Raw genomic sequence first — 23,370 nt, 5'->3', positions numbered from 1 at the left:
TTAATATTATACAGTTAATTATGGATACCAATATTTTAGTTGCCAACGAAGAGACACACTTTTTTGGTGATGTATGTAAAAACTTTGATTACGCGGCGCAGTTTACAAAACATGATGCCGGTTTGCTTGATCAGATAAAATCATGTAACAGTGTTTACCGGTTCCGTTTCCCTATCCGCAGGGGTAATGGCTTCGAGGTAATTGATGCATGGCGTGTAGAGCACTCGCACCATCAATCGCCAACAAAGGGCGGTATTCGCTACAGCGAAATGGTGAACGAGGATGAGGTAATGGCCCTTGCCGCGCTCATGACCTACAAATGCGCCATTGTGAATGTTCCGTTTGGTGGCGCAAAAGGCGGTATTAAAATTAATCCTAAAAATTATACCGTAGGCGAGCTGGAAAATATAACCCGCCGCTATACCGTGGAACTGATCAAGAAAAACTTTATTGGTCCAAGCATTGACGTACCCGCACCGGATTATGGATCTGGCGAACGCGAAATGAGTTGGATAGCGGATACTTATGCAACCATGAACCCCGGTCAGCTGGATGCTATGGGTGCAGTTACAGGCAAGCCTATTGCTTTACAGGGAATAGCCGGAAGAAGAGAAGCTACCGGCCGTGGTGTGGCTATTGCCGTTCGCGAATGTGTTAGCTTTGGTGAGGATATGCAAAAATTGGGTCTTTTGCCGGGCTTATCGGGCAAAAGAATAATTGTGCAGGGTTTGGGTAACGTGGGTTACTATTCGGCTACATTCCTGGCCGAATTTGGTGCAATAATCGTAGGTCTTTGTGAGTTTGAAGGCGCCATCTATAACGAAAATGGATTGGATGTAGAGGCTGTATTTCAGCACCGCAAGGCAACCGGCTCCATATTAGGTTACGCAGGCGCAGCAAAGGAATTTGCCAATACCATGGAAGGCCTGGAGCAACCATGTGATATCCTGGTACCTGCAGCCCTGGAAAACCAGATCACCGAAGCCAATATCTATAATATACAGGCTAAGATCATCGCCGAAGGTGCAAACGGACCAACCTCGCCAGAGGCTGAAGCCATTTTTTACGCCAATGGCGGTATTATCATCCCGGATATGTATGCTAACGCTGGTGGTGTTACAGTATCATACTTTGAGTGGTTAAAAAATCTTAGCCACGTAGCATTTGGCCGCATGAACCGCAGATTTGAGGAAAACTCAAACCTTAACCTGGTAAATATGGTTGAGGGCATCACCGGTACATCATTAACCCCGATGCAGCGTTCAACTATAATCAAAGGCGCATCCGAGCTGGAACTTGTAAACTCGGGACTGGAAGATACCATGATCCGTTCTTATTACGAGATCAGGGAGATCTACAAAAATAATCCTAAGATTGATACCCTGCGTAGCGCAGCAATGGTAGGTGCTATCAACAAAATAGCGGTTTCTTACCAAAATTTAGGTGTTTGGCCGTAAATAAAAATTTATTTGTATGGAAGAGGCAGGTCGGGAGATTTGCCTCTTTTTTGTTGTGAAATATTTTAGTCATGTATCTCCACCTATCATTTTCCTGCTTGTTCCAGGTTTATCTTTCTTCTTCCTGTTTCAAAACGCCACCTTCAACCCACCACCAAAACCACTTGCCACCGGAGGCTTTTTTTAAATCGAATTCAGCAACATCAAAACTGCCATTGCCTTCAATTGTGCCTTGCACCTCATAAACTTTAATGGCCTGATGGTTATTGTTCCAGGTTAGCGGTTTACCCGGTTCGCAGGTTTCGGGCAGCTTTTTACCGTCAGTTATCAGGAAATACGCTTTGCTTGTACCAATCACCGTCGCCTGGCCATTTGCATCCATACAAACTGCGGTACGTTCATCGGCAGCAATGCCTTTGGGAAAAATGTTCCAGTCTTTACTAATACGGCCTAAAAATGCCACATGGCGGCCTTGCCTTTTACGAGTTAAATAATGTTGATCTGTAATGACCTGCTTTAGATAGGGGGCATGTAAAAAATCATTGTTGTATACCTTAACCAGGTTATCGTAGGGATTGCCCAATGCTTCATCTGCGGTAATGCTGCCATCTTCGCCGCTATAGTAAAAGCCTCCTAAAATGGCGCAGCCTGCGCTGGTGCCGCCAACCGGTGTGTGTTTTATGTTGAGCAGATAATTGATGGCATCAAGAGTTTTGGTCCCTTTCCAAAATTTCATGTAGTTTGATTGGTCGCCGCCGGCAATAAAAAGAATCTCGGCATTGCGGATGATGTATGCCACGGTATCATTATCAGCCAGCTCGCGCGAGTTGATCAAAAGAGTTTCTACGGAATTTACTTTACCCAGCGCTTTGATGTAAGGATTGTAAGCATCCGTTCCCGAAGCGCGAATTACCACCACATCGCCTCCGCCGCTTCGGTCTATCATCCATTTAAAAGCCGCGTCAACGTCTTTGCCACCACCAACCATAGCAATGCCGCCCTTAACAGGTGTATTCACATTTGCCGTATCACCAATAACCCCAATGGAGGACGGACGACCTGCAATATGTTTAATTGTTTTTATCGTATCAGCTTTGCCTGAAGCAAAAGAGAGCGTGCTAAAGGCTGCGAAAAGTATGATTATTAATAACAATCGCATAAATGTATTTATAATCATACTTATACAAATCAGCGTACTTTAATACTGTTAATATCTGTACGGCTCCATTTTACCGCATGAGCAGGCGCAATTAGGATCGCTTATACCCATTTTCTTTAAAAAAAACTGGTAAAAGCCTATACGGTCATTCATGCCGTAATTATCGCCTTTACCACACTCAACATCACCGTTAACAATATTAATAGTCATACCAAAGCCCGGGGTAGTGCGGCCATGTGCTTTGTCGGCGGCGGTGGGCTGCCATTTGCCGGTCATTACATCATGGGCAGATGGTTTATGGGTTTCGGGTGTCATCCAGAAATAAATTGCGGCTTTAAAGGCTACAACAGGATCTGTTTCTACCAGTTCGGGGGTGTTAAGCAATATCTTTGGATCACCAAAAATACAGTTTGATGCATAGCCGTAGTTTCCGTTATAGCTCAATTGCATGGGGCCTCGTCCATAATATTTTTTACCGGCTACCGGAGGGTATTCATCGCTGTCAGATACGTAAGTATTTGAAGTATTGCTTTCATGTATCAACATCAAGCCATCGGTGTAGCTGCCGTTCATACCATGGCGGGTTTCATGAGCTATTTGTGCAAAAAAAGCGGCCAGTTCTTTTTTATTTATATCGGCGCCAAAGGCAGTGCAAAATTCACCATAATCAACGGTGAAGGTGCTGTCGGGTTTCTTTTTTGCCCATTCCTCGTTCCAGTCGGCATCCTGGCGTACTACGGTTGCCTTGCCCGTTTTTTTATCGGTACGTATAAACTGGTAAACCGAAACCGCGCGGCGGGTAATTTTTACGCTTACCTGCCCAAGTTCATCGGCTGCTTTAATAAAGGCGGCGTAGGTATAAAATTTATCGCGTTGTGGAAAAAGATCATTAAATTGTTTCTCGGTGAGAATACTGCTGATTGACGCTTTTGCTGGTTTGGGTGCAGCTGTATCGGCAGATTTTTTTGTGCTGGTGCTGCCACCACAGCTAAATGCTGAAATTACCAGGGCCGAAGCCGCAATGAAAACTAATTTAGAAGATATGATGATTGATTTCATGATTTTTATTGATAAACAATATTTCATTATACTAATGCAAGTTTAAAACTATCATTTAATAAACTATATTTCATTATCAAAAATTATACTAACTAAATAGCGGAAGTGATCATATTTGATTTATTGCATGAATTTAAATTACCACATTTATTGTAAAAATTATATATTCACTTTAATTAAATAAATGAAGATATATACTAAAACAGGGGATAAGGGGTTTACTTCATTAATAGGGGGTACCCGGGTTGCTAAATATCATTTGCGGATTGAAAGCTATGGCACTGTTGACGAACTAAACTCATATATAGGCCTCATCGGCGACCAGGATATTGCTATACATCATAAAGAAGTATTGAAGCAGATACAGGACAGATTGTTTACAATAGGCTCCTCGCTGGCGGCTGATCCGGAACGATCAAAAATGGTAATACCAGATCTGCATATGCAAGATATAGAGCTGCTGGAACGGGAAATGGATGCGATGAACGAGCAATTGCCCGAGCTGCGTCATTTTATTTTACCGGGGGGTAATAATACCATTTCGTTTTGCCATATTGCAAGATGTATTTGCCGCCGGGCCGAGCGGATTACCGTTCACCTGGCTAATGAAAGTACAGTTGATGAAAAAGTGAATATTTATCTGAACAGGTTGAGCGATTACCTATTCACTTTGGCACGCAAAATTGCAAATGAGCGTAATGTGCCTGAAAATCAATGGATACCGCGCATGTAATTATGTGAAAAAAAAATTGATATTCCAATTGAAATTGTTATACTTTTGCGAAAAAGTAAATTTACTTATAAATATAAAATATATAGAAACATGTATTGGACACTTGAACTAGCATCTCACCTTGAAGATGCGCCATGGCCCGCAACAAAAGATGAATTAATTGACTATGCTATTCGTTCTGGAGCTCCTGTGGAGGTGATAGAAAACCTGCAGGCACTGGAAGACGATGGTGAGCCGTATGAAAATATAGAAGAAATATGGCCGGATTACCCGACTAAAGATGATTTCTTTTTTAACGAAGACGAGTATTAAATCTTTATAAAAAGCCCTTTTTCGGGGCTTTTTTGTTTGCCGCAAATTTTTGGAATGATTTTAGTAATAAGCTTAACACACTTATCAATTAAAACATAACAACATGAGAGGCCTATTGTACATCATCGCGGTTATCCTGGTAATAGGATGGCTATTCGGAGCATTTATTCACCCTTTTGGCGGTGGTTTAATTCACATACTTTTAGTAATAGCTATTATTGCTGTACTATTGGGAGTTATCCGAAGAGCGTAACATTCTATCAAAAAATAAAACGCCGGTGATCCTTTGATCAGCGGCGTTTTTTGCTTAAAAGTAATTCTGCAATAGCTATATCCTCAGGGAAGGTGATCTTTATGTTTTCGTGATCCCCTTCTGTAAGTTGAATCTCCACGCCCAACTCTTCTACCACACTTGCATCATCTGTAAACTTTGAATTGAAAGGTTGTTTATAGGCTTTTTTTAACAGGCCGGCCTTAAAAGTTTGCGGGGTTTGTACAAGGTAAATCTCATCACGTAATAAGCTTACCGATTTGCCATTAATCATCTGCCTTATCGAATCGCGGCTTTTAACGGCCGTTACGGCATTGCCATATTCAAGTGTATGTTTGTATGATGTTTCAATAATTGTGGCGCTGGTGAGCGGGCGAACGGCGTCATGTACCGCTATTAGCGCATCATCTGTGCATTCTATTTTATCCAGTCCGTTTTTTACCGAGTGAAAGCGGGTTTCGCCACCGGCTACTAAAAGATGGGGGAGCGTAAAATCATGCGCTGTGCATAGTTCATTCCAGTAAGCGTGAAAATCAGCATGCAGAACAAGGATGATGTTGGGTTTTGCCTGGGAATTATAAAAAGCAAACATCGTGTGCATTAAAACAGGTAAGCCGTTAACAAGTAAAAACTGTTTTGGAACTGCCGATTGCATCCGGCTGCCAGAACCACCGGCTACGATGATTACATACTTAGATATGAGATTTGAGATATGAGATTTTAGATTAGGGTTTTCCATAAATTTTGACCTGCAATGTCATGCCGAACTTGTTTCGGCATCTCACGTGCTAATTTTACTTCATGCGGGGATGCCTGTCCTGTGGGTTCCTGAAACAAGTTCAGGATGACATGTCTTTAAGTACAAACTAAAACAAAAAAAATGAGATATGAATCCTAAGTTTCATATCTCAAATATCATGTATCAAATCTAAAAGATTAGATGATCAGCATGGCATCGCCATAGCTGTAAAAACGGTATTTTTCTTTAACTGCAACTTCATAAGCATTCATTACATGCTCATAACCGCCAAATGCCGATACCATCATCAATAAAGTTGACTCTGGAGTGTGGAAATTGGTGATCATGGAGTTGGCTATGCTGAAATCATACGGAGGGAAAATGAACTTACTGGTCCAATCGTTAGCGGCTTTAAGTGTTTTACCTGCCGATACTGCCGATTCAATAGCACGCATTGACGTGGTACCCACAGCACATATACGTGCTTTACGATCGATACCCTTGTTTACAATATCAGCTTGTTTTTGCTCAATAATAAATTGCTCAGAATCCATTTTGTGCTTGGTTAAATCTTCAACCTCAACCGGGCGAAAAGTACCTAAACCAACGTGCAGGGTAACCTCGGCAAATTCAACACCTTTTAATTCAAGGCGTTTCATTAGCTCGCGGCTAAAGTGTAAGCCGGCAGTAGGGGCGGCAACAGCACCTTCATGCTTAGCAAAAATGGTTTGATAACGCTCTTTATCTTCGGCTGTAGCTTTACGTTTTATGTATTTTGGTAACGGTGTTTCACCAAGGATCTCCACATTACGGCGGAATTCTTCGTCGGTGCCATCAAACAAAAAGCGGATGGTACGTCCACGTGAAGTAGTGTTATCAACAACTTCGGCAATTAACAGGTCGTCATCACCAAAGTATAATTTGTTACCAACGCGTATTTTACGTGCCGGATCAACCAGTACATCCCATAAACGGAGCTCTTTGTTTAACTCGCGTAGTAAAAAAACCTCAATGGTTGCGCCTGTTTTTTCTTTATTTCCATATAAACGAGCCGGAAATACTTTAGTATTGTTAAGGATCATAACATCCTTATCATCAAAATAATCAAGTACGTCTTTAAATATTTTATGCTCAATTTTGCCAGAATCCTTGTGTAAAACCATTAGGCGGGCTTCGTCGCGGGTTGTTGAAGGGTTGTGTGCGATTAATGAATCTGGTAAATTGAATTTAAATTGAGATAATTTCATGTTTATGTATATGAATTTTCAGGGCGCAAATGTATGAATTTTTTTGTTATTTTCACCGATTTTTTTAAGGGTGATTGTGTTTTATTAATTGTTAAGTTTAATATTAAAATACTGTAACTTATGCATGGCAATATAGTCTAAAAATAAAAATATTCAACCGGGTATAATTTGATCTTTATTTGCTGTTTTGCAATGAGCAAAACGCAGTGTGATAACCATTGAAATCAAAATAAGTTTATGCTGTTTTTAAAACTTTTAGGGGAAAGCTTTTTGTTTGCTTATGATGCGCTAAGGCAAAACAAAATCCGTACAACGCTTTCATTGCTGGGTGTTACTATAGGCATATTTACTATTATAGCGGTATTTTCGGCGGTTGATACTTTGCGCAATAATTTGCAGAGCAGCGTTAATAAGCTGGGCAATAATAGTATCTACGTTGAAAAATGGCCCTGGGTAGGCGGTAGCGATTTTCCATGGTGGAAATACCTGCAAAGGCCGGTATCTAAACTTAAAGATTTTAATGAACTTTCGCGCCGCAGCCAAACTGCCGAAGCACTATCATACGAGATAAGTATTGATAACCGTACCATTAAATATAAAAGCAACACTGTTGATGGCGCGCAGATAGATGCGGCATCACAGGATCATGATAAAACCTGGAATTTTGATTTTGCACAAGGTAGGTACTTTACCGGCATTGAATCAAAAACAGGTGCTCCCATAACAGATATTGGTTATGATATAGCCCAAAACCTTTTCCCGGGCGGCGATGCTATTGGTAAGCAAATAAAGGTAATGGGCTGTTATGTAACCGTAGTTGGCGTGTTTTCAAAACAGGGTAAGGATATGCTGGGCATATCAACCGACAAGGAGGTTTTACTGCCGCTCAATTTTGCCCATAACCTGATAGATATTCAGAATGAAAATTACCGTCCATCCATTATTGTAAGGGGTAAGGCGGGAATACCAACAGATGATGTTGAAAGCGAGGTAAGGGGTTTAATGCGTTCTATCAGAAGCCTTAGGCCGGGTGTTGAAGATAACTTCGCGCTTAACCGTACTACCATGTTAACGCAACAGCTGGATATCGTTTTTAATGTATTAAACAAGGGCGGTTTTATTATAGGATTATTTTCGATGCTGGTTGGTGGGTTTGGTATTGCCAATATCATGTTTGTATCGGTAAAAGAACGTACAAACATTATTGGTATTCAAAAATCGTTGGGCGCTAAAAACTATTTTATATTATTGCAGTTTTTAATTGAATCCATAGCGCTTTGTATAATGGGGGGGCTGGTAGGGCTTTTAATGGTTTATTTTTTAACATTTGGTATAAAAGCTGTATTTGATGTACAGGTAATACTTGGAGCTAAAAATATTATCATTGGTTTAAGCTATTCTATTGGGATTGGTGTGGTATCGGGAATTATTCCTGCATATTTTGCCTCCAGGCTCGACCCCGTTGAAGCCATACGTACTAATTAAGCAATAATGAAAATTGTAAACCATGTTTGGCTGTTTGGCGCTCTTGTAGCGGCTTCGGCATGTAATCAGCCTGCAAAACAGCAGGACACTGCTAAAGCAGATTCTACCGAGAAAATTGTTGATGCACGTGTAGTTGATACCAACAATACTGCCGAAGTTTTTACTGCCTACATCGGGTTAAAAGATGAGTTCTTAAAATCAGATGTAGCTGGTATCAAATCAACCGCATCAGTGCTTGAGGGTAAATTAAAAGTTATAAAAGGGTGTTCAGAAACCGCTACGCTTGCCCACCAGATTACTGCAACAGATGATATAAAAGTACAACGCGCAAGTTTTTTGATATTGAGTAAAGATATTATGATGCTGGTTAAAGGGGCTAAACTAAAAACCGCAACTATATATGTTGACTATTGCCCCATGGCCGATAGCGGTAAAGGAGGCTACTGGTTGTCGCTCAATAAAAACATCGAAAACCCTTATTTCCCTGAACACATGAAAACCTGTGGGGCGGTTAAGGAGCAATTGAATTAATTTGAACTTTCGGGTGTGTTATTCATTAACTGTAGTAGTGTTACAGTGTTTAGCTACTTTCTCAAATAAAGTACCCGGTTCAAAAGGCTTAGTGAGGTAGTCGCTCATGCCGGCATCAAATGCTTTGTTGTGGGTTTCGGGCATGGCATCTGCCGTTAGTGCAATGATCGGAATATCGGGGTATGATTTCTTGATAATAGCAGTTGCTTCAAAGCCATCCATAACAGGCATCTGCAAATCCATAATGATGAGGTTATAGCTGTTGTTGTTCACCATGTTAACGGCAATATCGCCGTTAAGCGCTTCATCAACCTGGGCGTTCCATCTCTTTAAAAACCGGGTAGCTATCATCAGGTTCATTTTATTATCATCAACAATCAGTATTTTCATACCTGTTAAATCAAGCACATGCCCGGGAACGGAAGGGGTAATCTGCTGTTGGCCTATTGCCTTCGGCGCAATATTAAAGGCGATTGAAAAAGCAAATGACGTGCCTTTGGCCAGTTCGCTTTCAACAGATATAGTACTGTTGTGCAGTTCAACCAATCGTTTAGTAATAGCTAGGCCAAGGCCGGTACCGCCATAATCATTGTTAATAACCTGTTTATCCTGCATAAAGGGATCAAAAACAATGTTGAAGCTATCGGCAGATATGCCTATGCCTGTATCGGTAACAGTAAATTTTACAGTTACATTGGAGTTGTGTATAAATTCCTTCTCTAATTTGATGGTAACTCCACCTTTATGGGTAAACTTAACCGCGTTACTCACCAGGTTGTTCATCACCTGGCTTAAACGCATAGCATCGCCGGTTATCATTTCGGGAATGCTTTCGTCAATGATAACATCTAATGTTAACTGCTTTTCGGCCACTTTGGAATGAAATGACTGCTTTATTTTTTGGATAAGTAGGTGAAGGTTAAACTGCGTATTGTTGAGTTCCAGCTTACCGGCTTCTATTTTATTGTAATCTAAAATATCATTAATAATGGCCAGCAGGTTCTCTCCAGAAAATTTGAGTGTATTGAGGTATTCCATCTGCCCTGGCAGCGGATTTTCGGTTAATAATAAATTGGTAGTGCCAATAACAGCGTTCATCGGTGTGCGGATTTCATGGCTCATGATGGACAGGAACTCCGATTTGAATTTTGATGATTTTTCTGCAAGTTCTTTGGCCGATATCAGTTCCTGCCTGGCCTTTTGCTGGTCGGTAATATCCTCTCCAATGCTGGTAGTTTCCTTCAGGTCTCCGTTCTCATCATAGCTGATAGTATTTTGCCAGCTTATAATACGCAGATCTCCATTACGGCAAATAATAGGGTTAACAAAATGGGCATTAATTGTATCGTTTTTGTACCAGTTCAGCAGAAAATCCTGCAGGTCATCGGGCACAAAGTTTTTCATCCAGTTCATGCCCACTATCTCATTTTGGGAATAACCTACCAGGTTGGCCAGGTATTTATTGCAGAAAACTACATTAGCATTCTTGTCCAGCGTAATTGCAGCGAGATTAATTGTTTCCAAAACCAGTTTGTATTTGCTTTCCGACTGGCGATAATCTAACTCCGCTTTTTTACGCTCGGTGATATCCTGTAATGTGCCAATTATTTTGCGAGTGCTTCCATCATCACGCTTCATTAGCTTACCTATAATAATGCTTAGGTATTTTACATTTCCGTTTGGTGTAATGATGCGATACTCATGCGATACATCTTTTAAGCCTTCAGGTTTTTTTAAGAGATGTTTTAAAATGTAGCTGTCATTAGGATGAACATATTTTAGCAACAGCTTAATAAAATCCGGTTCATGCGAAGTTGTTGCAGCCGGAATTTCGTAGATGACGTTCAGTTCCTCAGACCAGGCAAGTTTATTGGTAGTTAAATCCCACTTCCAGTTACCTATTTTGGCAATGGTTTGGGCCTCCATCAATTCTGCCTGGCTAATTTTTACGGCTTTTTCTGATAGCCTGGCTTCGGTAATATCCTGAAGTACACCAAAAATACGCTTGTTATTGCCCTCTATATCCTGCAAAAGGGCGCCACGAATTATCTTGATATACTTTAAATTACCTTTAGGTGTAATAAATTTATGCTCAAACTGAGGTTGAGTAATTGCGTGTATGCTTGATAGGTAGGCCTCGGCGTTTTCCTGATCATCGGGGTGGATAAGACTGATGTAATAGTGGAATTTGCTAATATTTTCCGGTACACTATCTATTTCCAACAGGGCATACAAGTTGTCAGACCAATAGGTTTCACTGGTAGTGTGATCATACCACCAGTTGCCTGTTTTTGAAATAGCCTGGGCTTCCAGCAAAAGTGCCTCATTGGCCTTTAAAGCATCTGCATATTTTTTTTGTTCTGATATATCAATAACCGATGCAGATATCCTTCCGGTATAGGCGCCGTTACGATCATATACCGGCATCATATCGCAGGTAAACCAATTCCCGCTCCCATAATCTGATATATATTGGATAGAAGTAGGCAGCCTGTTTTTTATTACATAATCAAGGGCGATATCGTATTTTATGGCTCTTTCAGGGGTTAAAACGTCAGCCAGTTTTTTACCAATGAGTAAGCTTGGGTTAATTGGTCTTGCGGTTAGTTCGTTATACCAGGCATTTAAGCAAACCTTATCTTCATTAAACTCAAAAATGATATCTTTAAGTGAGTTAATAAGGGAATGAAGATCTTCCCGGCTTTCGCGTAGCATTCCATCATTGGCCAGTAAATCACGATTAAGGTCCATTGCCTTACCAATGGCATTTTTTAGCTGATACTGGTAAGCCATAATCACCAGGAAAGATACATATGCAATAATTGTAAAAATTAAAATTAATACAGCCAATATTGTTAATGATATGTTTAAGTGGGGGGCTGTATAATATGCAGCGATGATGGCAATTAAATTAAGTACGCAAATGGCAACAAATTCCTTCCGCTTTTTGCAAAATAAAGTTAAGGCAATAAATATGGTAACGGAGCTAAACAGGTAAACATGTTCGAACCCGTTTTTACTAAGTAAAATACAATTATTGATTATTATAAATGATAGAATGGTGGTGTAAGTGCTTATTGTATAGATGGTTTTATTATTGCCGAAAGATATGGCAAGTGATAAAAGGCAAAAAAAGCTATTGATTATCCTCAACCAAATGGGATCATACGAGTTAAAAGAGCAGAGATAATGTAATGAAGGACTTGCTATGAATAAACCGATGAGCAATAGCCGGTAAATTGTATTGTCGTTTTGGATCATTAACAATGTTTTAACTTTCAACGACATTACTTGGTGCTTTTTTGATAAATTAGGGGGCGGTGCTCAATAAAAGAAGGTAAAATTAATAAATTTGCACCTAAAAATTTACAAAGAGTAAATTATCTTAGCGGTTATTAATACGCAGATTTAATTACATTTGTTGCAGATACAAAAATTTCTATGTCGGAAACAGCACAACTAAAAATTGGTGATAAAACATTTGAACTCCCGGTAATTGAGGGTACAGAAGGTGAAAAAGCAATAGATATTTCAAAACTGAGGGATCAAAGTGGTTATGTAACGCTGGATATCGGCTACAAAAACACAGGAGCTACCAAAAGCGCCATCACTTTTCTGGATGGAGAGAAGGGCATACTTAAATATCGTGGTTATTCAATTGAGCAACTGGCCGAGAATGCCAGCTTTATTGAAGTAGCCTATTTATTAATTTATGGCAGTTTACCAACCGAAAAAGAGTTAGATGAGTTTCAATATGAAATAAGCCGCCATACGTTGGTTCACGAGGATATGAAGAAGTTTTTTGATGGTTTTCCGTCAAAATCACATCCAATGGGTCAGCTTTCATCATTGATTGGCGCGTTAGCTGCTTTTAACCCCGAATCTCTAAAGCAGGGTTTATCAACAGAGGAAGTAAACCTGGAGATAAAAAAACTACTTGCCAAAATGAGCACCGTGGTTTCATGGATCTATAAAAAATCATTAGGCCATCCGGTTGTTTATCCGCAAAATAAATATGATTATGTAACCAACTTCCTGTACATGACGTTTGCTGAACGTACAGAAGATTATAAGGTTGATAGGGTAGTAGTTGATGTAATGAACAAATTACTGATACTCCATGCCGATCATGAACAAAACTGCTCTACATCAACCGTGCGTATTGTGGGTTCATCTGATGCAAATTTATATGCATCAATCTCTGCCGGTATTTCAGCACTTTGGGGCCCGCTGCATGGCGGTGCAAACCAGGCCGTTATTGAGATGCTGGAGAAAATTAAAAATGATGGTGGTGATACCGATAAATGGATTGCCAAAGCCAAGGATAAAAACGATCCGTTCCGTTTGATGGGTTTTGGTCACCGCGTATACAAGAATTTTGATCCAAGGGCCAAGATCATCAAAAAGGCCTGCGATGATATATTAGAGAAATTAGGTATCAATGATGAAGTACTGGAGATAGCCAAAAAACTGGAAGAGGTAGCGCTGAAAGACCCTTATTTTGTTGAGCGGAAACTTTATCCAAACGTTGATTTTTACTCGGGTATTATTTACCGTGCCTTGGGTTTCCCTACAGAAATGTTTACCGTATTGTTTGCACTTGGCCGTTTACCGGGCTGGATTGCACAATGGAAAGAAATGAAAGAGAACAAAGAGCCTATCGGTCGCCCACGCCAGATTTATACCGGCGACACTGATAGAGAATACAAGGACATTAAGGATAGATAAATTCCTTTTGACCAAGGATAAAAGATAAAGTAAAAAGCGATGGAATTAACTCCATCGCTTTTTTTATGGCCAATAACCGAAAAAGCCCGCTGGTCTTCACCAGGCGGGCATTCAAATCAATCAGTCAACTTTATAAGTTTTTTTATGGTTGTTTAACCAAGGTATAAATAGCTGTTTTGTCGTCGTCCGCTACTGGTGTGACAGCAGTGTTAAGATGAGGTATGAATGTTATTTTGTAAGTTCCTGAAACAGGTACTGGTATATTGTCATCGTCTGAAGTTGTTAGTGTTTTTCCATCAGCGCCTGTTTTAGGAATTCCATAACTAGTTGTCCAGGCATGTCCCTTTCTAATTTTGATTGTACCTGTAGATTTTAATGGAAGCGTAACGCTCCATAATCCGGTACCATCATTGGCAGCTTTCATATCCACATCATTACCTGCATCCCATCCGTTTGCTCCATCGCCAATAACACTATAATACGCTATGAATGGATCAAATGAAATTTTGTTAGTATTAAGGTTAAGCGTAACTGTATAAAAACCAGCCGCCGCAGGAGCGTAGAAATTATTGGCTCCGCCTACAGCCACATTGCTGCTGGTGGTGTTTTGAGGATCAGCAGTGGCGTATTTATTGTCGTAGCTTTTTTTACCGGGTACTACCAGGAATTGGTTATTACCAGCAGTAAAATTAATTATACCAACATAAATGCCGTTGCTTGTAGCAGATATTAAGCTATCCTGGTGGTTGATATCCCATCCCTGGAATGCGCCAACGGTATACAAAAATGAAGTTAAATTAAACGGTGTAGTAGTTAACGTAATATCGTTTGAATATGTAGGAGCAACTACCGAACCAGTGAACTGTGTTTTTAAACGCACATGAACAGTTGTTGCAACGCCCCCAGGTAATTTTGCGGCCAGCAACAAGTTGTTAAAATCCATAACAGTAAATGTTTTTGAAACATCTTTGCTGCTTAAGGTAGTCTCTTTAGTCAACGTATCTACGAAAGCAGCGGTACCACTTACTTGTATCGAATTGCTTATTGCAGAACTAAAGCCAAAGCTTGGCGCTTTAAAGGTGAAGGTGATGGCATTATCTGTAAGGTGTGCTTTGCTAAGCGTCGGCGTAGTTGTACTTGCTGTCAGTGTGCCTTTTGCTGTTGACGGTGATGCTACAACTTTATTACTTTCATCCTTTTTGCAGGATGCCAGCATCAACAGCGCAATACTGCCGAAAGCCAGGAATTTTGTAAATGATTTTTTCATAATCTCTTCTTATATTTTATGGAACGGTTAACCGGGTATCTTCATTAAAAGATACCCGGAACGTTTTTTAATATCCTGTGTTTTGTTTTAAGTTAGTATTGGCTGCAACATCGCTGCTTGGTAATGGGAATATGGTGCGGAATGCTTCAACGGATTTACCATTTTTAGCGCCACCTTTAAACGGCCATAAATAGGTGTCTTCAACAAATTTTCCATAACGGATCAAATCTGTACGGCGGAAACCTTCCCAATACAACTCTCTTCCTCTTTCGTCAAGGATGTTATCAACTGTTATACTTGTTAAATTTCCGCTGGCATTACCGTAGGCACGTGTGCGTAATGCATTTACATAACCTAAAGCTGTAACAGCATCGCCACCCGAGCCACCACGTAAAACCGCCTCGGCATAAGTAAGGTACATTTCCGGTAAGCGGAAAATAGGAATATCCATATCAGCAAAATCCAAACTTTGAGGCGCGCCGCCGTCAATTTTAACATCTTTAAATTTGGTTATTCCATAACCATCGGTAAAGGTGCCTATGTCGGTGATATCTAAATTTTGACCAGGTGTATAAAATTGCGCGCGTTTATCTGCACTTGAAGCACCACCCGGAAACAGGTTAACCAAAGCTTTAGTAGTACGTGCACCTCCCCAGCCACCGCTGATACCAAATTCAGATGCAGGCATTGAACCACCTACAGGTGCATGAGTCATAAAGGTTGCACCACCATAGCTTTGTGTATGCAATCCATCATAGTTAATGGTTAGGATAAATTCTCTGCGGTTCAAATTATTGTCGGCACGCATTAATTTGGTGTAGTCGCTAATTAAAGAATAGCCGGCGCCAATTACCTTTTTAGAGTAGGTAATAGCATCTGTGTTTCTGTCTGTACCGGTATATACTTTGGCATTCAGATATATTCTTGCCAATAAGGCCCATGCTGCTGCCTTATCTGCACGGCCATACTCGTTTGTTTTAGGGTCAGCTAAACCTGCATCAATTGCTTTCAATTCGCTTTCAACATAAGTAAAAAGATCCTTGCGCAAAATTTGTTTAGGTAATGTTGAGCCTAATGCATCTGTTTCTGTTACAAATGGAGGGTTACCAAACATATCCATCAATGTAGCATATTGGTAAGCTCTTAAAAAGCGGGCTTCAGCCTTAAATCTTCTAATGTTATCAGCATCAGCACCTGCAATTCCCCTGCTGCTTAAATTTGCATCAGAAGACTGACGGATGAAATCGTTGGCCAGTGTGATCTGGTACATGGAACGATAGTACAAGCCTTTTAAAAATACATTACTTGATGACCAGCTCATGTTATGGAAATCGGGAAGACCAACGTCTCCCCAGCCTATAACAGCTTCATCAGTAGATAATTCCTGGGCACACCATAATAAACGGAAATAATCAGAAGTACCTTCGTCTAATCCCTGGATATCCTTGGTGTTGTCATCGCCTGCCGGTCCTTTATTTCCGGTTAGGGCAAAACTTCCGTAAACTTTTGCAAAAGCTTGTTTATAACCGGTGGCGGTGCTGTAAACCTGCGCTGATGTTACATCGTTAGTTGGGAGCAGGTCGAGTTTTTTGGTACATGATACCAAGCTACCTGATATCAATCCGGCAACTAATAATATTTTAAATGAATTTTTTTTCATGCTAATTTTTTTATAATAATCAAATAATTACAGCGATAGATTTAAACCTAAAACGTAAGTACGCGGTCTTGGATAGAAGTTGTTATCAATTCCATTGCTTACTTCAGGATCTAACCCTTTATATTTTGTTATAATAAACACATTCTGAACATTTGCACTTACCCTAAGGTTACCTCTGCTGCCAAATATTTTACCAAAGTTGTAGCCTATGTTCGCATTGTCCATTCTGATAAATGAGGCATTTTGAATGTAATAGTCTGATAGCACATTTTTATCATTGCTGCCGCTTAAGCCGCTCTCCAATAAATTTGTTGATGCATTGTTTATAATTCCTATCGGGTTAAGAACGCTTATTTTTGTGCCCGAGCCCGAGAATACGTTATTATAGGCATAGTTACCTACGCTTGCCCTGGCAACAAAACCAGCAGACCATTTTTTATAGTTAACGTTTGATGTTAAACCAAAGTACCCTTTAGGATCCGGGCTTTTATAATGATAAAGATCTTGCGTGTTTATTACGCCATCATTATTACGGTCAACAAAAACGCCATCCAGAGGTTTGCCATTTGTTCCGTACACCTGTTGGTATACATAAAATGAATTTCTTGCATAACCTACCGACTGGATCTGTATGTTGTTACCTGTTCCGCCAGAAATGCCGCCGGTTGGGCTACCTGCGTAATTCGGATCATTTGAAATGGTAAGCTTGGTTATTTTGTTTGTATTATAGGTAGCATTAAAATTAACATTCCAGGTTACATCTTTGCTCCTGATGATGTCCGAGCTTATATTAAACTCAACACCACTGGTTTTTGCATCACCAATATTTGCTACAATCTCATTGGTGAAGTTGGTACCGGCCGGCTGCGAAATTTTGTTTAACAAATGCGTTGTTTTACGGTTAAAGTAATCAACACTACCGGTTATCCTGTTATCTATAAAGCCGAAATCTAAACCAATATTTGTAGCTGCGGTTTGTTCCCAAGTTCTGTTGTAATAATATCCTCCGGGGCGGTACAAGCTATAAAATGTGTTGTCAAACTGGTATTGCGCGGTGCTATTACTTAAGTTATAATAAGAAATGTAATCATAGTTGCCAATACCTTCCTGCTGGCCTGTAACTCCATATCCAACCCGCAACTTTAAATCAGAAATTACCGATGAGCTTTTTAGGAATGATTCTTCTTTAATTTTCCAGGCAAATGCTCCCGAAGGGAACGTACCGAACTTTTGATCTGGATTAAACCTTGATGATCCATCACGGCGTACAGTACCAGTTAAAATATACTTGTCTTCAAAAACATAATTCAAACGTCCGTAAACTGATATTAATCTATTTTCCGGTTTATCAAAAGGATAAGTAGGAGGGGTTACAACAGTTTTGTCGTAGGTGTAATCATTATAGTTGTAATTAGTAGTCTCGAAATCCTGGTAAGAATAACCGGCTACTGCATCAATATGGCTTGCTATATTTTTAAAATCTTTTGCGTAGCTTAAATAGCCTTCAAAAATTTTATTTGATTGCGTTTGTTTGTAAACGTTATTGGTACCGCCATGAAACTTTCCTTGTGGATCTTTAAAGCGGTTATAACCGTTAGCTGCGCTATCAGGGATAATGGTATGTCCATCACCCTTTGAAATATCATAGCCAAAGTTAACGTTGGCGTGTAATTCAGGTAAAAAATGGAATTTGTAATCAAGTTGTAAGTTACCTATGCTTCTGTAAACCTTACTTCTGTTGTCTTGTTGCTCAAGCAAACCCAGTGGGTTTAAACCAGCTAATGATCTTAAACCAGAAGTTGACTTTGAATCAAGCCACTCATAATAGCCGCCAAAACGTTTGCTGCCAGAGTAAACGGGTTGTGTAGGGTCAAAACTTACAGAGGAGCCAACAGCGCCTTCGTTTGCAAACCTTTGTTTAACCTGCGCCCCTTTTAAGTTTAAATTTATTTTTAAATGATTGGTGAACAGGGTTGGATTAAGGTTTATAGCGCCTGTTAAACGCTCTAATGAGCTTGTTTTTAATATACCATCCTGATTTAGGTAACCAAAAGAAACGCGGTAAGGTAAAACTTTAGTAGCACCCGAAACGCTGATATTGTTGTCTGTTGATACGGCAGTTTGATAGATCTGTTTCTGCCAGTCAGTATTTGCTGTACCTAACTGGGCTTGCTGGGCAGCTGATCCGTTTGCTTTTACATAATCACGAAGCTGATCTGCACTAAGTACGCTCGCCTCTTTAACTAATTTAGATACAGAGAACTGTGTGCTAAAATCAACAGTTGGTTTACCGCTGCTTCCTTTTTTGGTGGTAATTAAAATTACACCATTTGAAGCCCTGTTACCATATATTGCGGCAGCAGATGCATCTTTTAATATAGAAAATGATTCTATATCATTTGGGTTGATTAAACTTAATGGGTTTGCAGCTCCAGAAATGCTGCTATTACTGATAGGCACTCCATCAATAACAATAAGTGGGTCATTACTTGCAGATAGAGAAGCACCGCCGCGAATACGGATCTGGCTTCCTGCGCCTGGCGCACCACTGTTTGAAATAACAGAAACACCCGCAACCTTACCCGCAATTAATTGTTCAGGAGTTGTGATAACTCCCTTTTGAAAATCCTTTGAAGTAACGTTTGCGATAGATCCTGAAAGATCCTTCTTTTTTTGAGTACCGTAACCTATAACAACAACTTCATTCAGGCTTTTACTTTCAGGCTGAAGGCTGAAATCAACTACCGTAACAGTTGTATTTACCGTAACGGTTTTCTTTAAAGGGATGTAACCTAAAAATTTAGCGGTTACGGTAACGTTCCCGGTCTTAACACCGGTTATGGTAAAACTACCATTTGCATCGGTACTTCCACCAAGGGTTGTGCCATCAATGGTAACTGAAGCGCCGGGTAGGGGCGCATTGGTTTCGTCTAATACCTTGCCTTTGATGCTTCCGGTTTGAGCAAATGCCATCACTGACATCATTAGAAAGGCACAAAGGAGAACGTACTTTTTTGAGTAATTTTTTCTCATTTACTTTTTGGTTTGTGTGAATAAAAAAGGCTTATTTAGCCAGTACTTAATTGGTCTGATAATTTTGCTGTAATAGCACGTGACTAATTTACATTTAGAAATAATAAATGCAAATTTTATGTAAAAGATAATTTTGAAGGAATAAATTAAGGTATAGTTAACTTTAGGGCAACCTCAGGAAAGTTATTTTTTTTAAGGGTTTAATGTCTTTTTTGTGGGAAATTTGCAGATTTACAAAGATTTGCACGAAACTAAGTGTCAAAATTACACATTGCGTAATTTTCCTAATATGTAACCAATTTCCGGGAACGTTCCCGGAAATTACTTGTCAATGAAACAATTAATAATGAGAAAAAAAATATTTTTCTGCGCGTTTTGGATTTTAAGTCAAAGTTTTTTACTTTTTGGACAGGTAAAAACTGCCTTTAAAACGGGCAAAATAGCCTCTTTAAAAAGTGCATCTGAGCATCTGTTTTTGGCCGGTAATTTTAACAACTGGAACCCGGCAGATAGTGCCTGGCAAATGAAACCTAATGCGGATGGCAGCTACCAGCTTTTGAAAGTTATGCCCAAAGGCATTTACAATTACAAAATAACCCGTGGCAGCTGGGGTACAGTTGAATGCAGCACCGCTGGTAAAGGCATTGATAACCGAACGCTTAGTGTTGCAAATGATACTTTGATAACTTTAGATGTTGCCGCGTGGCAGGATAATTTTGCAACTGCAGCAAAGCAACATACAGCTACAGCACAGGTACATATTATAAGCGATAATTTTGAAATACCGCAACTGGGCAGGCAACGCCGTGTATGGATTTATCTGCCCAAAGATTATGCCTCATCCAAAAAGAAATTCCCTGTAATTTATATGCACGATGGGCAAAATCTGTTTGATGACTACTATAGCGGTTATGGCGAATGGGGAATTGATGAACTGCTTGATAAAGTATTGCCTCAAAAAGAATGTATAGTAGTAGGTATTGATCACGGTGGTGATTACCGCATTACCGAATATGATCCCTATGATTCAAAATACGGCAAGGGTGTGGGTGCCGATTACATTGAATTTTTGGTTAAAACCCTAAAGCCATACATTGATATGAATTATAAAACTAAAGCCGGTGCAAAATACACTACCATTGCAGGCAGCTCCATGGGGGGGCTGATATCTATGTATGCTACCATTAAATATCCTGATGTATTTGGTAATGCCGGTATATTTTCGCCCGCGTTTTGGATAGCGCCAGAAATTTATGAGCTGGCAAAACAAAACCAGATAGGGAATAAAGCCCGCTTTTACTTTGTATGCGGCGATGCCGAGAGTGAAGATATGGTTGCTGATATGAAAAAAATGGCTGCGATTGTACAAGAAAAAGGTGTTAAGCCCCAAAACGCCCCGGTAGTAATTATTAAAGGTGCCAGCCATAATGAGAAACAATGGAATGGCGATTTTTCGGATTTTTATAAATGGCTGTTTAAGTAATAGGCGCATTTTTATACTCTTATTTCTTGTCGCTTGATTCCTGCCGCTTTCTCACTAAATTTGGGGCTTACCCCAATACATGACCATAGAGGAAATATTAAAGCAGTACTGGAACCATGATCATTTCAGGCCGATGCAGGCCGAGATCATCAAATCTGTTTTATTAGGTCGTGATACCTTGGCTTTATTACCTACCGGTGGTGGCAAATCTGTTTGTTTCCAGGTGCCTGCGCTGGCAAAAGAGGGGATATGTATTGTGGTTTCGCCACTTATAGCCCTCATGAAAGATCAGGTAGAAACCCTGAAAGGCAAAGGTATCAATGCTGTGGCCATTGTATCGGGCATGGGATTGCGCGAGATTGATCTGGCCCTGGATAACTGCATCTATGGCACGGTTAAATTTTTGTACCTCTCGCCCGAGCGGCTACTTTCCGAACTGGTACGCGAGCGTATCAAGTATATGAAGGTAAACCTGATTGCCATTGATGAGGCACATTGTATATCGCAATGGGGATATGATTTTAGGCCGTCATACCTGCACATCGCCGATTTGCGCGAACTTCATCCCGATGTGCCTGTGCTGGCACTAACGGCTACAGCAACAGTTGATGTTAAGCGGGATATACAGGATAAATTACTGTTTAAAGACCAGGTTGTTTATCAGCAAAGTTTTGAACGCAAAAACATTAGCTATGTGGTGCAAAATGCCGAGAATAAATTGCGCCGTATGCTGGATATAGCCAAAGGTGTTAAAGGCAGCGGTATTGTGTATGTACGCAGCCGCAAGGATGCCGCCGACATAGCAAAATTTTACAACGAAAACGGTATCAAAGCCGATTATTACCACGCCGGTTTACCAATGGATATAAGAGCCGAGCGGCAGGAAAGCTGGAAAAGTAACCGCATCCGGGTAATTGTTGCTACCAATGCGTTTGGGATGGGGATTGATAAACCTGATGTGCGCTTTGTGATTCATAAAGATATGCCCGAAAGTTTGGAGGCTTATTACCAGGAGGCAGGTAGGGGGGGCCGCGATGAGCAAAAAGCTTATGGCGTATTGCTGTATACCCATGCCGATAGGTTACGACAGGAAAAAATGTTCCTGCTTAATTTTCCTTCGGTTGATGAAATTAAGCAGGTATACCATAGCCTGGCTAATTATTACCAGCTTGCTTACGAGGCAGGCGAGGGGCTAAGTTTTGATCTTGACCTGGGCGATTTTTGTAGCCGGTTTAAGCTTGACCCCATTAAAACTTTAAATGCACTTAAATTTTTGGAGAAGGATGAATACCTATCATTCAATGAGAGTGTGTTTCTGCCATCGCGTTTCAGGTTTGAGGTGGTGAACGAGGTATTATATAATTTCCAGATTCAGAATGCCGGTTGGGATCCGTTTATTAAAACGCTGCTGCGCTCCTACGGTGGATCATTTGAGGATTACGTAAGGATTAAAGAATTTGACCTTGCCCGGCGCACAAACCTGAGCGTTCAGCAGGTTGTTGACGGTTTGTTGCAATTACAGCAGTTTGGTTTAATAAGTTACCTGCAACAAACAGATAAGCCGCAGATTACCTATTTAAAGGCCAGGCAACAGGCCGCCCGCCTGTTTATCAACAAAAACTACATTGAGGAGCGCAAGGAAACCTATCGCCAAAAAATGGAGGCGGTTTTTGCGTACGCCATTCATCAAAAATGCCGGAGCCAAATGTTACTGGCTTACTTTGATGAGGTTAATGCCCGCAAATGCGGTATCTGCGATGTTTGCCTGGACGAAAAACGCCACAAAAACGCCGATGAAATATTTGATAACATTACAAACGAGATTGTGCAGCTATTAAGCGTATCAACCCCGGATATTGGCACACTTGTAACCACTATCAATATCGGCACCGAAAAAGAGAAGATGGAAGCTATCAGGCTACTGCTTGATGCCGGCAAAATTAAAACAGACGGCGAGAAGTATTATATGTAATCTGGCTCGTGTTGCGGGATGCGAGGTTCGGGCTTGGTTGTAAGTAATATTGATCTTTCATCTCTTTTTTAATTCGCACAGCAGGTTGTAAACCCCTGTCTGCGGCTCCGCGGCCAACAACCCGCCCCGGAGCCGAAATCCCCCGAAAAATTTATCGTTATTTCACCGGATAAAATCTACCACTTACCGACAAAAAACCTGCATACAACTATTACAGGTTATACTGCTGTAACG

The 23,370-nt window shown here is 40.4% G+C and carries 17 protein-coding genes; 9 read left to right on the top strand and 8 right to left on the bottom strand.

The annotated features are described in order from the left end of the window. Window positions 1-20 precede the first annotated feature (20 nt). Complete coding sequence (locus tag Q0R88_RS11690; RefSeq protein WP_295716273.1) at window positions 21-1,457, top strand: Glu/Leu/Phe/Val dehydrogenase; 1,437 nt, start codon at window positions 21-23, stop codon at window positions 1,455-1,457. A 109-nt stretch (window positions 1,458-1,566) separates the two neighbouring features. Here the strand turns inward: Q0R88_RS11690 and Q0R88_RS11685 are convergent, their stop codons facing one another. Continuing rightward, window positions 1,567-2,616 (bottom strand): cyanophycinase, encoded by a 1,050-nt coding sequence (locus Q0R88_RS11685; RefSeq protein ID WP_295716271.1) that lies wholly within the window; start codon window positions 2,614-2,616, stop codon window positions 1,567-1,569. Between the two features lie 48 nt (window positions 2,617-2,664). After that, entirely contained in the window at window positions 2,665-3,675 is a 1,011-nt protein-coding gene (locus tag Q0R88_RS11680; RefSeq protein WP_295716270.1) for a chitinase, read from the bottom strand. A gap of 184 nt (window positions 3,676-3,859) precedes the next feature. Here Q0R88_RS11680 and Q0R88_RS11675 point away from each other — a divergent pair, with 184 nt between their 5' ends. The 3 genes from Q0R88_RS11675 (at window position 3,860) to Q0R88_RS11665 (ending at window position 4,973) form a co-directional block, all read left to right on the top strand. After that, window positions 3,860-4,408, top strand: a complete 549-nt coding sequence (locus Q0R88_RS11675) for a cob(I)yrinic acid a,c-diamide adenosyltransferase (RefSeq protein ID WP_295716269.1) — start codon at window positions 3,860-3,862, stop codon at window positions 4,406-4,408. Window positions 4,409-4,498: 90 nt separating this feature from the next. Continuing rightward, window positions 4,499-4,720: a DUF2795 domain-containing protein gene (locus Q0R88_RS11670; RefSeq protein ID WP_002996718.1), complete on the top strand. Its 222-nt coding sequence runs from the start codon at window positions 4,499-4,501 to the stop codon at window positions 4,718-4,720. Window positions 4,721-4,823: 103 nt separating this feature from the next. Beyond that, window positions 4,824-4,973: a lmo0937 family membrane protein gene (locus Q0R88_RS11665; protein ID WP_110585189.1), complete on the top strand. Its 150-nt coding sequence runs from the start codon at window positions 4,824-4,826 to the stop codon at window positions 4,971-4,973. Window positions 4,974-5,010: 37 nt separating this feature from the next. Here the strand turns inward: Q0R88_RS11665 and Q0R88_RS11660 are convergent, their stop codons facing one another. Both Q0R88_RS11660 and queA read right to left on the bottom strand, forming a co-directional pair. Further along, the gene (locus tag Q0R88_RS11660; RefSeq protein WP_295716268.1) at window positions 5,011-5,730 is read right to left on the bottom strand and encodes a 2-C-methyl-D-erythritol 4-phosphate cytidylyltransferase; all 720 of its coding nucleotides are present in this window, start codon (window positions 5,728-5,730) and stop codon (window positions 5,011-5,013) included. Window positions 5,731-5,927: 197 nt separating this feature from the next. Then, window positions 5,928-6,977 carry a tRNA preQ1(34) S-adenosylmethionine ribosyltransferase-isomerase QueA gene (queA, locus tag Q0R88_RS11655; RefSeq protein WP_295716267.1) on the bottom strand — a complete coding sequence of 350 codons (1,050 nt, stop codon included), beginning with the start codon at window positions 6,975-6,977 and terminating at the stop codon, window positions 5,928-5,930. 237 nt (window positions 6,978-7,214) lie between these two features. Here queA and Q0R88_RS11650 point away from each other — a divergent pair, with 237 nt between their 5' ends. Continuing rightward, window positions 7,215-8,462: an ABC transporter permease gene (locus Q0R88_RS11650; RefSeq protein WP_295716265.1), complete on the top strand. Its 1,248-nt coding sequence runs from the start codon at window positions 7,215-7,217 to the stop codon at window positions 8,460-8,462. A gap of 6 nt (window positions 8,463-8,468) precedes the next feature. Further along, complete coding sequence (locus Q0R88_RS11645; RefSeq protein WP_295716264.1) at window positions 8,469-8,993, top strand: DUF3347 domain-containing protein; 525 nt, start codon at window positions 8,469-8,471, stop codon at window positions 8,991-8,993. A gap of 18 nt (window positions 8,994-9,011) precedes the next feature. On the opposite strand, the gene Q0R88_RS11640 is transcribed toward Q0R88_RS11645, so the two are convergent. After that, a complete protein-coding gene (locus Q0R88_RS11640) occupies window positions 9,012-12,254 on the bottom strand; it encodes a PAS domain S-box protein (RefSeq protein ID WP_295716262.1) in 3,243 nt (1,080 codons plus the stop codon). Between the two features lie 180 nt (window positions 12,255-12,434). On the opposite strand from Q0R88_RS11640, the gene Q0R88_RS11635 reads away from it, so the two are divergent. Next, entirely contained in the window at window positions 12,435-13,721 is a 1,287-nt protein-coding gene (locus tag Q0R88_RS11635) for a citrate synthase (RefSeq protein WP_295716260.1), read from the top strand. 142 nt (window positions 13,722-13,863) lie between these two features. Here the strand turns inward: Q0R88_RS11635 and Q0R88_RS11630 are convergent, their stop codons facing one another. The 3 genes from Q0R88_RS11630 to Q0R88_RS11620 form a co-directional block, all read right to left on the bottom strand. After that, window positions 13,864-14,988: a SusE domain-containing protein gene (locus Q0R88_RS11630; RefSeq protein WP_295716258.1), complete on the bottom strand. Its 1,125-nt coding sequence runs from the start codon at window positions 14,986-14,988 to the stop codon at window positions 13,864-13,866. 67 nt (window positions 14,989-15,055) lie between these two features. Next, window positions 15,056-16,648 carry a RagB/SusD family nutrient uptake outer membrane protein gene (locus Q0R88_RS11625; RefSeq protein ID WP_295716257.1) on the bottom strand — a complete coding sequence of 531 codons (1,593 nt, stop codon included), beginning with the start codon at window positions 16,646-16,648 and terminating at the stop codon, window positions 15,056-15,058. Between the two features lie 27 nt (window positions 16,649-16,675). Beyond that, on the bottom strand, window positions 16,676-19,681 hold the full coding sequence (locus Q0R88_RS11620; protein WP_295716256.1) for a TonB-dependent receptor: 3,006 nt from the start codon (window positions 19,679-19,681) through the stop codon (window positions 16,676-16,678). A 346-nt stretch (window positions 19,682-20,027) separates the two neighbouring features. On the opposite strand from Q0R88_RS11620, the gene Q0R88_RS11615 reads away from it, so the two are divergent. Next, window positions 20,028-21,164: an alpha/beta hydrolase-fold protein gene (locus Q0R88_RS11615; RefSeq protein WP_295716254.1), complete on the top strand. Its 1,137-nt coding sequence runs from the start codon at window positions 20,028-20,030 to the stop codon at window positions 21,162-21,164. Between the two features lie 79 nt (window positions 21,165-21,243). Then, window positions 21,244-23,136 carry an ATP-dependent DNA helicase RecQ gene (locus Q0R88_RS11610; RefSeq protein ID WP_295716252.1) on the top strand — a complete coding sequence of 631 codons (1,893 nt, stop codon included), beginning with the start codon at window positions 21,244-21,246 and terminating at the stop codon, window positions 23,134-23,136. Window positions 23,137-23,370 lie beyond the last annotated feature (234 nt).

The organism is Mucilaginibacter sp., from assembly GCF_025362475.1.
GTDB lineage: Bacteria > Bacteroidota > Bacteroidia > Sphingobacteriales > Sphingobacteriaceae > Mucilaginibacter.
Note: the sequence above shows the minus strand (reverse complement) of the source record. Positions and strands in the feature narration are given on the sequence as shown.